Here is a 13754-nt window from a genome sequence, read left to right on the forward strand (position 1 = left end):
GGTGATGGGGAGCGAGCGGTGAAGGCGCGTGACAAGGTGACGCCGAGCGCCGCCGTACGGACCACGTCGGCCGCCTACCGGCCCCGGCGGGACAACCTCTGGTTCGCCCGCAGCCGCAACTACACGATCTTCGTGTTGCGCGAGCTGACCAGCGTGTTCGTGGCCTGGTCGATGGTGTTCCTGCTGATGCTGGTCGCCGCGGTGCTCGACGGAACCCTGGAGGGGTTCGCGGCGCTGGCCGCGCAGCCATGGATGATCGCGATCAACGTGGTCGCGCTGGCCGCGGCCGCGTTCCACTCGGTCACGTTCCTCAACCTCGCGCCCAAGGCCACGGTGGTGCGCCTGGACGGCTACCGGCTGCCCGCGTGGATGATCCAGGGCGGCAACCACTCGTTGTGGCTGCTCGTCTCCGCGGTCATCGCGTTCTTCGTGCTGAGGGGGTTCCGGTGAGGCGGACGCTGGAGCCGTACCTGTGGCTGCTGTTCAGCGGCGGGGGAGTGGTGGCGGCGCTGGTGGTGCCGGTGCTCGTGCTGCTGTTCGGGGTGCTCATGCCGCTCGGGATCGTCGACTGGCCCACCGCCGAGCACCTGCGCGGGCTGCTGGACGGCGTGCTCGTACGGCTCGCGCTGGTCGTGGTGGTCGTGCTGTGCCTCTTCCACGCCGCGCACCGGATCCGGCACACCAGTGAGGAACTGCTCGGCATCGCCAGGTTCGACCTGCTGGTGGCAGTGATGTGTTACGGCGGGGCTATTGCGGGCGGGATCGCCGCAGTGATGTTGATGTTCTGAAATGTCGTAGTTTGATCACGTTTCAACAACGTACTTTACGTTCGGTTGACGCACCCCTTAGCGTCCGGCATTGCACACCCTATGGCCATGCGCCCGGCGATCCCGGGCAGAGAGGGTTCCTGGTGCCACGTTCTAAGCGCCTGTTAGCAACGATCCCGGCGGTCGCCCTTCTTGGCGCCGCCCTGTCCACGCCGCCGGCAGCCGCGACGTCCGTCGCGAACTACCAGCCCACGGCCGCGGACTACTACATCAACTACGCTCCCCCGGCGGTCCCCGAGGACACCAAGGAGCCGACGCTCGACGACGCGAGGTCCCGCTCGCTCACTCCGGCGCAGAAGTTCGACAGGAAGTTCAACAGCGGAAACCCGGTCACCGGCCGCATTCTCGCCGCCCGCGAGGACCAGGCCATCAGGACCGGCCGCAACCCCGCTGAATGGATCTTCAAGAACACCAAGCAGACCCGCACGGCCAAGCTCCTGACCGTCCTCGTCGAGTTCAACGAGCAGGCCAACGACGACTTCTCCGGGTTCAACCGGCTGCGCAGCACCCAGAGCGGGGCGGACGACTGCGTCGTCGAGCCGCCGGGCACGCTGCTGAACGGCCCGCTGCACAACCAGATCCCCGACCCGGCCACGCTGCCGCACAAGGACAACAACTCCTTCTGGGTCAAGGACTTCAGCACCGACCACTTCAACAAGATGCTCTACACCGACAAGGGCATCACCGAGCGCGTGCGCAAGGACCTGAAGGACCCGCGCGACGGCAAGCCCGGCATCGACATCTCCGGCTTCACGATGAAGAAGATGTACGAGGAGATGTCCAAGGGCGCCTACTCCGTCACCGGCTCGGCCGTCGGCTGGATCAAGGTCCCGCACTCCGAGGCCTGGTACGGCGCCGCCGCCTGCGGCAACCCGCCCCAGGACATGTCGGGTCACCCCGACAACCCGCTCGGCGCCCAGCAGCTCCCGATCGACACGGTGAACTCGCTGGCCCAGGCCCAGCCGGACTTCCCGTGGGCCGACTACGACGTCGAGGACATCTCCGACGCCGACGGTGACGGCAACTTCGCCGAGCCCGACGGCGTGATCGACCACCTCGTGCTCGTGCACGCCGGCAAGGACAAGTCCTCCGACGGCGGCGCCCAGGGCACGTACGCCATCTGGGCCCACTCCAGCGCGGTGGCCGGCGGCTACAAGATCCCCGGCACCGACAAGAAGATCTCCAACTACATCGTGCAGCCCGAGGACTCCGGCGTCGGCGTCTTCGCCCACGAGTACGGCCACGACCTGGGCCTGCCCGACCTGTACGACACCTCCGGCGCGGCCAGCTCCGCCGTGGACTTCTGGGACCTGATGTCCAGCGGCTCCCACTCCGGCCCGATCTTCCAGTCCATGCCGACCCACATGGGTCTGTGGGACAAGTGGGTGCTCGGCTGGGCCAACCCGAAGACGTTCAACCCCGGTGACGCCGCCAGGCTCGTCACCGTCGGCCAGACCTCCCGCACGCCCAAGCTCACCCAGGACGGCGTCCGGGTCAACCTGGCCTCCACGCCGCTGAAGATGATCGACGTGCACAGCGGCTCGAACGCCTGGTGGAGCGGCCTCGACCAGGACTGGGCCAACCTCAGCCTGCAGCGCGACCTGCCCGTCCCCGCCGGCACCGATCTCAAGCTGTGGATGTGGAACAACTACGAGATCGAGCAGGACTGGGACTTCGGCTTCGTCGAGGTCTCGACCGACGGCGGCGAGACGTGGACCCAGCAGAAGGTCTACGACGAGGCCGGCAACGAGGTCACCACGCCGGACGACTACCCGGACCCGTACAAGAACCTCAAGACCTTCGGCAACAAGAAGTACGGCCTCACCGGTGACACCGGCGGCGCCTGGCGGCACGACTACGTGAACCTGACGCCGTTCGCCGGGCAGACGATCAAGCTGCGGCTGACGTACAACACCGACGCCGCCTACCAGATGCGCGGCTGGCACGTGGACGACTTCGAGCTCACCAACGGCGGCACCGCCGTGTGGAGCGACGACGTCGAGACCGACACGGGCTGGAAGCCCCTGCACGGCACGTTCACCAACACCAGCGGCACGGGCTGGACCCGCAACAACGGCGAGCGCCAGATCGAGCGCTTCTACCTCGCCGAGTGGCGCAACTTCGACGGCTTCGACAAGGGCCTGCAGTACACCTACGACACCGACTACCTCCGTGACGGGGCGTGGAAGGTGCAGAAGGTGAAGTACAACGCGCCGGGCCTGCTCGTCTGGTACCGCGACTCGACCTACATCAACAACAACGTCGGCGACACCCTCAGGCAGCCGCCGAGCCTCGGCCCGAAGGGCAGCCTGCTCGTCGTGGACTCCCACTTCGAGCCGCTGCGCCGCACCGGCGTCGCGGCCGAGAAGGACCCGACGCTGCAGAAGAACCTGCAGGGACGGGTGCAGACCTCCAACGCCGCGTTCGGGTTCGGCAAGACCTACCCGTTCAAGGAGTGCCTGGAGGCGGCGGACGAGCCGTTCAGCGAGTACTGCACGGACATCCCCGCGCAGAAGGGCGTCTCCACCTTCACCGACGCGAAGACCTGGTACCCGGGTCTCGAGGTGATCGACGGCGGCCTGTACTACCGGGACGCCGACGCCTCGGTGGTCGTGCCGTCGAAGGGCGACCAGACCTACACCACCCGCGTGGTGCACCAGGACGGCACCCCGGCCACCGAGCTGTACGGCCAGGTGGCCGCCGGCTCCGTCCTCGGCACCGGCAACCCCGGTGACGAGGGCAAGGCGCTGGGCGTGCAGTTCAAGCTCGTGAGCCCGCTGCCCGGGAACCTGGGCGCGATCGTTCACGTCGTGCCCCCGAAGAAGTAATCATCCAGGGGGCCACCGGTAACCCCGGGGCCCCCTATGATCGGTCGCGTCCAGCGATCGATCTCAGGTCGCGAGTCTTTGCACCTACGATTGATGACCATGAGCGAACTGCGCACCAAAGATGAGCACACCGAGGCGATCCGGCGGGATCGCCGGGTCGCGGTGGTGGTGAACACTCGCTCGCGCCGCGGCCGCCGTCACTACTTCGAGGTGATCGAGCAGATCCACAACCTCGGGTTCGAGCCGCTGGCGGAGCTGTCGGTCTACAACACCAAGAAGCTGCGCGACCTGCTCGACACCGCCCTGGCCACCGACCCCGACCTGCTCATCGTCGGCGGTGGCGACGGCACCCTGTCCACCGCCGTGCGCCACGTCGCCCACCGCGACGTGGCGCTCGGCGTGCTGCCGCTGGGCACCACCAACAACTTCGCGCGCAGCCTCGGCCTGCCGCTCGACCTGGCGGGGGCGATCAGGGTGTTCGCCACCGGCAAGGTGGCCGACATCGACCTCGGCATGGCCGACGACCGGCCGTTCGCGAACCTGGCCAGCTTCGGCGTCTCCGTCGAGGTGGCCGGCAAGGTCAAGCCGTGGCTCAAGCGCATCGTGGGCCGCCCCGCCTACCCGCTCACCGCGCTGACGATCCTGCCGAACCACCGGGCGTTCCGCGCGTACATCACGGTGGAGGGGCAGCGGCACGAGCTGCTCACCCACCAGCTCAACATCGCCAACGGCCGGTTCCACGGCGGCTGGCAGGTGGCCAGGGACATCAGCATCGACAACGGCATGCTGGTGGCCTACCAGCTCGGCTCGGGCAAGAAGCTGCGGCTGCTCGGCGAGACGCTGCTGCGGGCCACGACCGGCCGCTGGCGCAGCCTGGCGGGCGGGCCGTTCGTGGTGGGCAGGGAGATGCTGCTGGAGACCGACCCGCCGATGGCCGCCGACGTGGACGGCGAGGTGCGGCTGCGCACCCCGATCAGGCTCCGCGTGGTCCCGAACGGAGTGCGCGTCATGGTGCCCGCAGCCTTCGAGGACCGCTGAGTCAGCGGCTCACGTCCAGGAAAATCCCATGTTCTCGCCCTTCCCTAGTCACGGCTTCCTCTACTCACCGTAATCGAGTAGTCGCTGTACGTCACGGGCAGGAAGTGCGAGAGGGGGCGTGCGCTTTCACGCCTGGGCCAGCCCCTTGTACGCCGGGGTGAGCGCGCGCTCCAGATCGCCGGGCGGCGGGAAGACCCGCAGGAGCAGGTCGGGGGCGGCGGCAGCGGGACGGCGCTCGGGCCGGTGCGCCGTGGCTCCCGGCGCGTAGAAGTCGGCCAGCCGGTCCGCGAACGGCACGTCCGCCACCCGCAGCGGGTCCATCGCCGGCTCGTCGGCCAGCGAGCCGAGCAGCTGCTCCCTGGTGCGCCCGCGCCAGGCCAGCACCAGGAACGGGTCGTCGTCGAACGACTCGGCCAGCAGGTAGAGCACCGCCGACAGGTGCTTGCAGGGGAAACCCCAGTCGGGGCACGAGCAGTCCATGTCCAGGTCGCGCGGGAACAGGTCGACGCCCATCGCGGCGAACAGCTCCTCGATCTCCGCCGGCATCTCGCCCGCCAGCAGCCTGGCCCGGTAGACGGCCTGCGCCGCGATCTCCTCCTCGATGGCGGCCCAGCGTGTCTCGCCGTACGCCTCGATCCTGATCACGACCTCGTACGGGTCGGGCCGCGACCCCTGCACGGCGGCCGTGACCTCGCCGGGGGACAGGTCGATGGTCAGCACCTGGCCCTTGCGGGCGTAGGCCCGGCCGCGCGAGAGACGGCCCTTGTCGCAGATGCGCTCCAGGATGTCGATGAACCGCCGCGACCACCAGGCGGAGCCGATGCTGCCGCGCTGCGACCGCGCCTTGAGACCGCCTTCGACCCTGATCGGCTCGCCCGCCTCGAACCAGGCATTCCGGACTTGTCCGGGCCCGTCGGCCTTCCGCTGGGCCTGTCCGGGCTCGCCGGCCTTCCTTCTTGGCATCAGCCCACCCCCTCGGCCGTCAGGCGGAACACCTCGCGCAGCTCCTCGGTGGACAGGTCGGTCAGCCACTCCTCGCCTGTGCCGACGACCCGCTCGGCCAGCGCCTTCTTGCGCTCGATCATCTGGTCCACGCGCTCCTCCAGGGTGCCGGCGCAGATGAGCTTGCGCACCTGGACGTTCTTGCGCTGCCCGATCCGGAACGCGCGGTCGGTGGCCTGGTCCTCCACGGCGGGGTTCCACCACCGGTCCACGTGCACGACGTGGTTGGCGGCGGTCAGGTTGAGCCCGACCCCGGCGGCCTTCAGCGAGAGCACGAACAGCGTCGGCTCGGGATCGTGCTGGAAACGGTCGACCAGCCGGTCGCGCGTCTTCTTCGGCAGGCCGCCGTGCAGCCACAACACCGGGCGGTCGAGCCGCTGGGCCAGGTAGGGCTGCAGCATGGCGCCGAACTCGGCGTACTGCGTGAACAGCAGGGCCTTCTCGCCCTCCGCCAGGATCTCCTCCGCCAGCTGCTCCAGCCGGGCGAGCTTGCCGGACCTGCCGGCCAGGCGGGAGCCGTCCTTCAGCAGGTGGGCCGGGTGGTTGCAGACCTGCTTGAGCTTGGCCATGGCCGACAGCACCAGGCCGCGCCGCTCGATGCCCTCACTGCTGTCGATCTTGGCCAGCATGTCGTCCACGACCGCCTGGTAGAGCGTGGCCTGCTCGGTCGTGAGCGGGCACCACTCCTTGACCTCCAGCTTCTCCGGCAGGTCCGTGATGATCGACTTGTCGGTCTTGAGGCGGCGCAGGATGAACGGGCCCGTCGCCCGCTTGAGCGCCGTGGCCGCCTGCTCGTCCTGGCGGGCCTCGATCGGCTCCTGGAAACGGGTCCTGAACCGCGAACGCGGCCCCAGCAGGCCGGGGTTGGCGAACTCCATGATCGACCAGAGCTCGGCCAGGTGGTTCTCCACCGGGGTGCCCGTCAGCGCCAGCCGGGTGCCTGTGGGGATGGCCCGCACGGCCTGGGCCTGCAGCGTGCCGCTGTTCTTGATCGCCTGGGCCTCGTCGCACACGACCCTGCGCCAGGCGTACTGCTCCAGGGTCTTCAGGTCGCGGTGGGCGGTGCCGTAGGTGGTGATCACCAGGTCGGCGTGCTCGATCCCGGCCGCGTCGCGCCCGCTGCCGTGGTGCACGTACACCCGCAGGCCCGGCGCGAACCTGGCCGCCTCACGCTGCCAGTTGCCGATCAGCGACATCGGGCACACGAGCAGCGTCGGGGCGATGGCCCGTTGGTGCACGCCCGTGGTGGGGACGGCAGCGCCTTCGTGCGCGGGTGCCGGGTCGGTGGCGTGCTCGTGCGCGGGCCTCGCGTCGGCGGCGTGCTCGTGCGAGGGTGTCAGGGCTGTGGCACGTTCGTGTACGAGCAGCGCCAGCGTGGTGATCGTCTTGCCCAGCCCCATGTCGTCGGCCAGCACCCCGCCCAGTCCCAGCTCCGACAGGAAGCTCAGCCACGCCAGCCCCCGCTCCTGGTACGGCCGCAGCGTGGCGTCCAGGCCCGCCGGGGTGGCCAGCGGGGTGAGCCGCCGCTCGGCCTGCCCGGACAGCAGGTCGCCCAGCACCCCGTCGGCGTCGATCTCCAGCAGCGGCAGCTCCTCGTCGTCGCTCCGCACGACCTGCCGCAGGATGTCGGCGGCGCTGGCCTCGCCCGCGCGGATGCCCTCCACCGCCCTGAGCGCCGCCTTGAGCTGCCTGTCGTCCAGCTCCACCCACTGGCCGCGCACCCGGACCAGCGGCACCTTGAGCCTGGCCAGCTCGGCCAGCTCCTCCTCGCTGATCGTCTCGTCGCCCACCGCCAGGTCCACCCGGAAGTCGACCAGCTCCCGCATGCCGAAGCCCTGGCCGGCCGCCGCCGACTGCTGCTTCCTGGTGCGGGTGGTCAGTTTCAGGCCCAGCCGCGTACGGCCCGCCCACCGCGGGAGCTGCACCCCGAACCCGGCCGCCTGCAGCAGCGGCGCGGCCTGCCGCAGGAACCCGAACGCGCCGGCCGTGTCCAGCGCCAGCTCGCTCGGCGCCGGCACGCGCAGCGCCCGGTCCAGCTCCGGGTACAGCCGCACCGCCCGGCCGAGGCCGGTGAGCAGCTCCCGTTCCGGCTTGCCCGGCAGCCCCGTCACGCCGCCCCAGATTTGGGCGGCCGGGACGTAGAGGCTGGGGTCGTCAGCGGCCTGCAACGCCAGCTCCACCCGCCAGTCGTCGGCCCCGGCCCCAGCGCCGACCCCGGCATCGGCCCTGACACTGGGATCGGCATCGGCATCGGCCTCGGGATTGTCCCCGGCCCCGGCATCGGCGCTGGTGCCGGTGGGCTCCAGCAGGCGGAAGCACACCCGCGTCGCGCCCTCGGAGGTGGTCACCGCCTCGTGCCACCTCTCCAGCTCGCGGCGGAGCTCCGGCACGTCAGGGCAGATCGTGCCGTCGCCGGTGAGCGCGGCCAGCCAGCGCTCCTGGAGGGTCTTGGGCGGCCTGGCGAGCAGGGGCTCGGTGAGCGTGCGGCGGACGACGGCGTCGGTGAACGCCTCCAGGGCCTCGCGCTGGACGTCCGTGGAAGGGCGTTCGACCGAGGACGTACGGCAGGCGGGCGGCATGGCCAGCGCCAGCTCACGGAAGTAGGCGGCATCGGCCCCCGTCAGGACCGGCCGCCACACGGCCCTCGCGTTGTCCTGGGGGACCGCCCACATGGCCATGGGGTCGCCCTGGGAGCTCGCCCGCGTGGTCCTGGCGGTGTCGGCCGGCGTGCTCGCCGCGTGCTCGCGCTCTTCGACGGTGAGCGGCACGAGCTGCGGGATCACGCGGCCCCGTCGTACCAGGTCGTGGGCGAAGGCGGCGACGGCGGCCCAGTGGCGCGCGGTGGCGGTGCCGGTGTGCTCGGCAAGGACGGGCAAGGCGTCGGCGGCGGGCGGGACGAGGGCCGGGACCTGCCACAACCGCAGTCTCGGCCGCGCGACCTCGGCCATGCGCCCGGTCTCGGGCGAGGGCAGCGGCTCCTGAGCCGATCCGGGCAGAAGCAGCTCCAGCACCCGCGGCTCGGTGACGCGCCCGGAACCACGTGGCTCGGCACGGCGCTCGGGCGCGGCGAGTTCGGCACCGCGCTCAGGCATGGGCGGCGGGGTGCCCGTCCCGGCCGGCGGTGGGGCGTTGAGGCCGAGGGCGGCGGCGAGGGCGGCAGCGGGGGCGGCGAACGGGTGGGGACGCGGCGCGCCGGCCGCCGGACGTGCACGCCCCGAGGCGGCGGGTGCGGGGGCGGCGGGTGCGGGGGCGACGGGGGTGGGGTCGGCGGTGGTGGACTCGGCCCAGAAGGCGAGCCCGTCCGTCGTCCATACCCCGTGTACCAGCACCCCGGCAGGTTACCCGGACCGGCGGAAGATCGGGGCAGGCCGTCTGGAGCCTGTGGACGGGCGGCGGTTAAGGTCGGGAGCATGAGGTTCTCGGGGGCCGAGGGCAGGTGGCGGGAGCGGCTCGGCACGCTGCGCGACGTCGTACGCCAGGAGCTCGTCACCCGCCAGCTCGCCGGGCACCTTCCGGCGACGCCCTGCCGCATCCTCGACGTCGGCTCCGGGCAGGGCACGCAGGCCCTCAGGATGGCGGCCAGAGGTCACCACGTGACCGCGCTGGACGCCTCCCGCGAGCTGCTCGGCATCCTGGAGGCGGGGATCCAGCCGGGCATGCGCGTCAGGACCGTGCAGGCGGAGGCGGAGCGGCTGGGGGAGCTGTTCGAGCCGGGAGGGTTCGACGCGGTCCTGTGCCACGGCGTGCTGATGTACTTCGACGACCCGGGCCCGCTGCTGGCCGGTCTGGCGGGCATGCTGGCGCCCGGCGGCGTGTTGTCGCTGCTCGTGCGCAACGGTGACGCGCTGGCCATGCGGGCGGGGCTGCTGGGTGACTGGGCGGGGGCGCTGCGGGCCTTCGACGAGGTGTACTACCCCAACAGGGTCGGCGTGACGGCCAGGGCCGACCGGCGCGACGAGCTGACGCGGCGGCTGGCCGGTCATGGGCTGGTGGTGCGGCAGTGGTACGGGGTGCGGGTGTTCACGGACGTGGCGCCCGACGGGGCGGCCGTGCCCGATGATCTCGACGAGCTGCTGGCGGCGGAGGAGCGGGCGGGGCGTACCGACCCTTACCGGGCGGTGGCGGCCCTGACGCATCTCATCTGCCAGTCCACTGCCTGACGGCAATGACGACATATCTCGTCTGTCGTGCCGCCGCCCGAGGACGTAGGATCGAGGTATGGAGCGTCCAGGATCGTGGTGTGAGCGGCCGAAGCCGCAGGCTCCCTCGTGCGAGCTCCCCTCCCCGTGGAGCAAGCCGAAGAAGCCCGACAACTGGTGCGAGGTCCAGAAGGACCCTGTGGTCTCCGTGCTCGGCTTCCTGCTGAGGACGGCGGCGAAGAAGCGCCGCTGAGCGCTTTTTGCGCGTGATAGAAGGCCATTTGTCTGGGTAGTCGCCTTCCTCAGCGGAGGAGGCGAACATCGTGAACGACACCCACAAACTGGTCAACGATCTCTCCGAGCAGGTCACCAGGCTCGTGAAGGATGAGCTTCGCCTGGCCAGGATGGAGCTCACGGAGAAGGGCAAGCGCGCCGGATTCGGCGCGGGCCTGTTCGGCGCGGCCGGGATGGCCGCGTTCTTCGGCGGCGCCACGCTGGTGGCCGCCGTCGTCATGCTCCTCGCTCTGGTACTGCCCGGGTGGGCGGCCGCCGCCATCGTGGCGGGAGCGCTGTTCATCGTCTCCGCCCTGCTCGGGCTGTTCGGCAAGAACGAGGTCAAACGGGCCACGCCGCCGGTCCCCGAGGAGGCCATCGCGAGCGTCAAGGCCGACATCGACATGGTCAAGGAGAGGGCACGGCGATGAGCGAGACCGACCCCGGATACAGCGAGCAGCACGCCGGTGACGTCGGCGCCCGCAGAGCGACCGTGGGCACGCCGACGGAGCGCGAATCCATCAACGTCCCTCCCACCAGGCCCGGTGCGGCGGAGAACGCGCGACAGGCCGAGGTGGCCAGGCAGGACCACGAGACCTTCATCCCCGAAGCCCCCATTCAGGACGAGCGGTCGGAGGCCGCCGAGCACCTCCGGACCGAGGAGGAGTCCATGCGCGGGGCGCGCGGGGAAGACGAAGAGGAGGATGAGGACGCCGTGCGCAAGAACATAGAGGAGACCCGAAGAGAGATGGGCGAGACCGTCAGCCAGCTCGCGGCCAAGGCCGACGTGAAGGGCCGCGCGGGGCACGCGGCTGAGGTGGCCAAGGACAAGGCCGGGCACGCGGCTGAGGTGGCCAAGGATCGGGCCGGGCACGCGGCGGAGGTGGCCAAGGATCGGGCCGCCGACGCGGCGGAGACCGTCAGGGGCAAGGCCACCGAGGTGGCGGGCAAGGTCCGCGACCACACGCCCGACCAGGTCAAGGACGCCGCAGCCGAGGCGAGGAAGCGGCCCGTGGTGCTGATCGCGGCCATCGGCGCGGTGACCGCGTTCGTGCTGCGCCGCATGATGAGGCGACGCAGGGCGGCCAAGTAGCGCATGCCTTCCCCCCAGGCTGTCCCCGACCATCCGGCCGAGCTGCCGCGCAGGGCGTGGTGGCACGTGTTACGGCGGACGATCGCGGAGTTCCGCAACGATCGTCTCCAGGACCTGGCGGCAGGGCTGACGTACTACGCCGTGCTGTCCATCTTCCCCGCCCTGATCGTGCTGGTGTCCCTGTTCCGCCTGCTGGGCAGGCAGGACGCGGCCGCGGTCGTGGGCAGCCTGCTGGCGGTGGCGCCCGCCGAGGTGCGCAGCGTGATCGAACAGGGCGTGCGGGCGGTCGAGGGCACGGACTACGCGGCGAGCGTCGTGGCCGCGGCCGGGCTCGTGATCGCCCTGTGGTCCGCCTCGGGCTACATCGGCGCCTTCATCAGGGCCGGCAACGTGATCTACGACATCGAGGAGGGGCGCCCGTTCTGGAAGATCACCCCGCTCAGGCTCGCCCTGACGATCCTGACCACCGTGCTGCTCGCGGTAGGGGCGGTCGCGGTCACGCTGACCGGGCAACTGGCCGAGACCGTGGGCGCTGCGCTGGGCGTGGACGACGCGATGGTCACCGCCTGGAACGTGCTCAAATGGCCGGTGCTCGCCCTGGTCGCCGCGGGCATGATCATGGTGCTGTACTGGGCGGCGCCCAACGTCCGGCAGCCCGGCGTGCGCTGGCTCACGCCGGGCGGGCTACTGGCGGTGGTGCTGTGGGTGCTCGTCTCGGGCGGCTTCGCCCTGTACGCGGCCTACTTCGCCTCCTACGACCGGACGTACGGGACGCTCGCGGCGGTCGTGGTGTTCCTCGTCTGGTTGTGGTTGTCGAACATGGTGCTGCTGCTCGGCGCCGAGCTGGACGCCGAGCTGGTCAGGCAGCGCAAGATCGCCGAAGGGCAGCCGGCCGAGCGGGAGCCGTACGCGGTGCCGAGGGATCCGCCCGAGCCCGATAACCTGCCGGAGTGATACGCAGGACATCAGCCGCAGCCCTGCTCGCCCTCCTGGTGGCAGGGTGCGGCGCCGGGTCCGCGGTGAGCGACTACGGCAAGGTGGTCAAGGGCTCCAAGGGCGCGACCGTGCAGGTCGAGGTGCACTCCGGGCAGCGGTTCTCGCTGGCCGTCACCGACAATCCGTCGGTGGGCGACAGCTGGGAGCTGGTGGAGCTGCCCGACGCGAAGGTGGCCTCGTTCATCAGCGAGGAGCACCAGGGCGAGGGCGGCGGGCCGGGGTCAGGGCGCACGACGTACTTCGTGTTCAACGGCAAGCTGCCGGGCACGACCGAGATCAGGCTGTTCGACTGCTGGCGGTGCGGGCAGGCCGCGACGCCCGCCACGGAGGAGAGCAGGCAGCAGTCAGGAGAAGCGGTCTTCGCCGTGACCGTCGTCCCGCGTTAGGCTGCCGATCATGGACTTCCTCCGGGTGCGTGCCTCCTCCGACGGCACGGAGACGATCTCGTACTGGACCGGTGACGTCTACGGCTGGCAGGACGACGACGGGCCGCACCACCTGTTCGGGTTCGAGGGGCTGAACGTGGCCAGGGCCGTCGAGACCGACGGCGGGTGGCAGCTCCTGACCAGGGAGGCCGCGCTCTACCTCGACCCCAGGAGCCGGGAGGTGCTCGACTCCTGGCCCAACCCGTTCACCGGGCGCGAGGTCGAGGTGCGGCACGTCTTCAACGACCCGGTCAACCAGCGGCTGGGCGCCTACCCGGTGCCCGAGACGCGGCTCGGGGGCCAGATCGTCTACAACGTGGACGTACGGCTGGCCTACCCGTCGCCGCTCAAGGTGGCCGACTACCCCGACAACAGCGCCGGCGACACCTATCGGGCGCTGGAGCTGTTCCAGTTCTTCGCCTCGGCGGCCGACGTGGAGTCGGGGGCGGCGGACGTGCCGTGCGTGTTCTCCTGGTGCCGGGTGTCGCCGTGGCTGCCGTGGATGGCCATGGGGCAGCGCGGGGGCGGGCTGGTCTACCACTGCCGGGGCGCCAAGGTCGAGGAGGTGCCCGAGCGGCTGCGCGAGCGGGTGGGCGAGCACTTCCTGCACGCGCCCTCGGAGTGGTCGGCTCCCAACATGACGAGCTGGACGGCGTTCGCGGATAAGGTCGGGCGGTGAGCACCGACCTGTTCTGCGAGATCATCGCCGGGGAGCGGCCCGCCCATGTGGTGGGCGCCGACGAGGTGGCGGTCTCCTTCCTCGACACCCGCCCCGTCTTCAAGGGGCATGTGCTGGTCGTCCCGCGTGCGCACGTGGAGACGCTGACCGACCTCGGCGACGTCGGGCCGTTCTTCGAGCGGGTGCAGGCCATGGCGCGGGCGGTGGAGCAGGGGCTGGAGGCGGGCGGCACCTTCGTGGCCATGAACAACCGCATCAGCCAGAGCGTGGCGCACCTGCACGTGCACGTCGTGCCGCGTAACAAGAAGGACGGGCTGCGCGGCTTCTTCTGGCCGCGCACGACGTACGACTCCGCCGAGGAGGCCCAGGCGTACGCCGACCTCATCGCCAAGGCCCGCTGAATCAGCAGAGTCCGCCGCATCGCCGAGGCCCGCCGCATCGCCGAGGCCCGCCG

Annotated in this window: 14 protein-coding genes; 12 read left to right on the top strand and 2 right to left on the bottom strand. The window is 70.8% G+C overall.

Annotated elements, in window-relative coordinates:
- Window positions 1-18 precede the first annotated feature (18 nt).
- From HD597_RS07850 to HD597_RS07865, 4 genes are all read left to right on the top strand, one after another.
- Complete coding sequence (locus HD597_RS07850; RefSeq protein ID WP_253741068.1) at window positions 19-450, top strand: succinate dehydrogenase/fumarate reductase transmembrane subunit; 432 nt, start codon at window positions 19-21, stop codon at window positions 448-450.
- The gene (gene frdD, locus HD597_RS07855) at window positions 447-788 is read left to right on the top strand and encodes a fumarate reductase subunit FrdD (RefSeq protein ID WP_253741069.1); all 342 of its coding nucleotides are present in this window, start codon (window positions 447-449) and stop codon (window positions 786-788) included. Before HD597_RS07850 ends, frdD begins: the two co-directional genes overlap by 4 nt.
- Before the next feature lie 122 nt (window positions 789-910).
- Window positions 911-3655 (top strand): immune inhibitor A domain-containing protein, encoded by a 2745-nt coding sequence (locus HD597_RS07860; RefSeq protein ID WP_253741070.1) that lies wholly within the window; start codon window positions 911-913, stop codon window positions 3653-3655.
- A 99-nt stretch (window positions 3656-3754) separates the two neighbouring features.
- The gene (locus tag HD597_RS07865) at window positions 3755-4693 is read left to right on the top strand and encodes a diacylglycerol/lipid kinase family protein (RefSeq protein WP_253741071.1); all 939 of its coding nucleotides are present in this window, start codon (window positions 3755-3757) and stop codon (window positions 4691-4693) included.
- Window positions 4694-4819: 126 nt separating this feature from the next.
- Here the strand turns inward: HD597_RS07865 and HD597_RS07870 are convergent, their stop codons facing one another.
- Both HD597_RS07870 and HD597_RS07875 read right to left on the bottom strand, forming a co-directional pair.
- Window positions 4820-5656, bottom strand: coding sequence for an SWIM zinc finger family protein (locus HD597_RS07870; protein WP_253741072.1), 837 nt, complete (start codon window positions 5654-5656; stop codon window positions 4820-4822).
- Window positions 5656-9024: an SNF2-related protein gene (locus tag HD597_RS07875; RefSeq protein WP_372513362.1), complete on the bottom strand. Its 3369-nt coding sequence runs from the start codon at window positions 9022-9024 to the stop codon at window positions 5656-5658. The genes HD597_RS07870 and HD597_RS07875 overlap by 1 nt, the downstream gene beginning before the upstream one ends.
- An 81-nt stretch (window positions 9025-9105) precedes the next feature.
- Here HD597_RS07875 and HD597_RS07880 point away from each other — a divergent pair, with 81 nt between their 5' ends.
- From HD597_RS07880 to HD597_RS07915, 8 genes are all read left to right on the top strand, one after another.
- Window positions 9106-9855 (top strand): methyltransferase domain-containing protein, encoded by a 750-nt coding sequence (locus HD597_RS07880; RefSeq protein ID WP_253741073.1) that lies wholly within the window; start codon window positions 9106-9108, stop codon window positions 9853-9855.
- Window positions 9856-9913: 58 nt separating this feature from the next.
- Entirely contained in the window at window positions 9914-10087 is a 174-nt protein-coding gene (locus HD597_RS07885; protein WP_253741074.1) for a hypothetical protein, read from the top strand.
- Between the two features lie 70 nt (window positions 10088-10157).
- Window positions 10158-10538, top strand: a complete 381-nt coding sequence (locus HD597_RS07890) for a phage holin family protein (protein WP_253741075.1) — start codon at window positions 10158-10160, stop codon at window positions 10536-10538.
- Complete coding sequence (locus HD597_RS07895) at window positions 10535-11200, top strand: DUF3618 domain-containing protein (protein ID WP_253741076.1); 666 nt, start codon at window positions 10535-10537, stop codon at window positions 11198-11200. The genes HD597_RS07890 and HD597_RS07895 overlap by 4 nt, the downstream gene beginning before the upstream one ends.
- Window positions 11201-11203: 3 nt before the next feature.
- Window positions 11204-12154, top strand: a complete 951-nt coding sequence (locus HD597_RS07900; protein WP_253741077.1) for a YihY/virulence factor BrkB family protein — start codon at window positions 11204-11206, stop codon at window positions 12152-12154.
- Window positions 12151-12582 (top strand): protease inhibitor I42 family protein, encoded by a 432-nt coding sequence (locus HD597_RS07905; protein WP_253741078.1) that lies wholly within the window; start codon window positions 12151-12153, stop codon window positions 12580-12582. The genes HD597_RS07900 and HD597_RS07905 overlap by 4 nt, the downstream gene beginning before the upstream one ends.
- Before the next feature lie 10 nt (window positions 12583-12592).
- A complete protein-coding gene (locus HD597_RS07910) occupies window positions 12593-13300 on the top strand; it encodes a DUF1838 family protein (RefSeq protein WP_253741079.1) in 708 nt (235 codons plus the stop codon).
- Complete coding sequence (locus tag HD597_RS07915; protein WP_253741080.1) at window positions 13297-13701, top strand: HIT family protein; 405 nt, start codon at window positions 13297-13299, stop codon at window positions 13699-13701. The genes HD597_RS07910 and HD597_RS07915 overlap by 4 nt, the downstream gene beginning before the upstream one ends.
- Window positions 13702-13754: the final 53 nt, after the last annotated feature.

Origin of the sequence: Nonomuraea thailandensis, from assembly GCF_024172165.1 — a bacterium.
In the GTDB taxonomy this organism is placed as follows: Bacteria; Actinomycetota; Actinomycetes; order Streptosporangiales; family Streptosporangiaceae; genus Nonomuraea; species Nonomuraea thailandensis.

Excerpts from the sequence above, each read along its gene's own strand:
- HD597_RS07865 (WP_253741071.1), top strand. The coding sequence starts at position 3,755 with ATGAGCGAACTGCGCACCAAAGATGAGCACACCGAGGCGATCCGGCGG.
- HD597_RS07870 (WP_253741072.1), bottom strand. The coding sequence starts at position 5,656 with ATGCCAAGAAGGAAGGCCGGCGAGCCCGGACAGGCCCAGCGGAAGGCC.
- HD597_RS07880 (WP_253741073.1), top strand. The coding sequence starts at position 9,106 with ATGAGGTTCTCGGGGGCCGAGGGCAGGTGGCGGGAGCGGCTCGGCACG.
- HD597_RS07885 (WP_253741074.1), top strand. The coding sequence starts at position 9,914 with ATGGAGCGTCCAGGATCGTGGTGTGAGCGGCCGAAGCCGCAGGCTCCC.
- HD597_RS07895 (WP_253741076.1), top strand. The coding sequence starts at position 10,535 with ATGAGCGAGACCGACCCCGGATACAGCGAGCAGCACGCCGGTGACGTC.
- HD597_RS07900 (WP_253741077.1), top strand. The coding sequence starts at position 11,204 with ATGCCTTCCCCCCAGGCTGTCCCCGACCATCCGGCCGAGCTGCCGCGC.
- HD597_RS07910 (WP_253741079.1), top strand. The coding sequence starts at position 12,593 with ATGGACTTCCTCCGGGTGCGTGCCTCCTCCGACGGCACGGAGACGATC.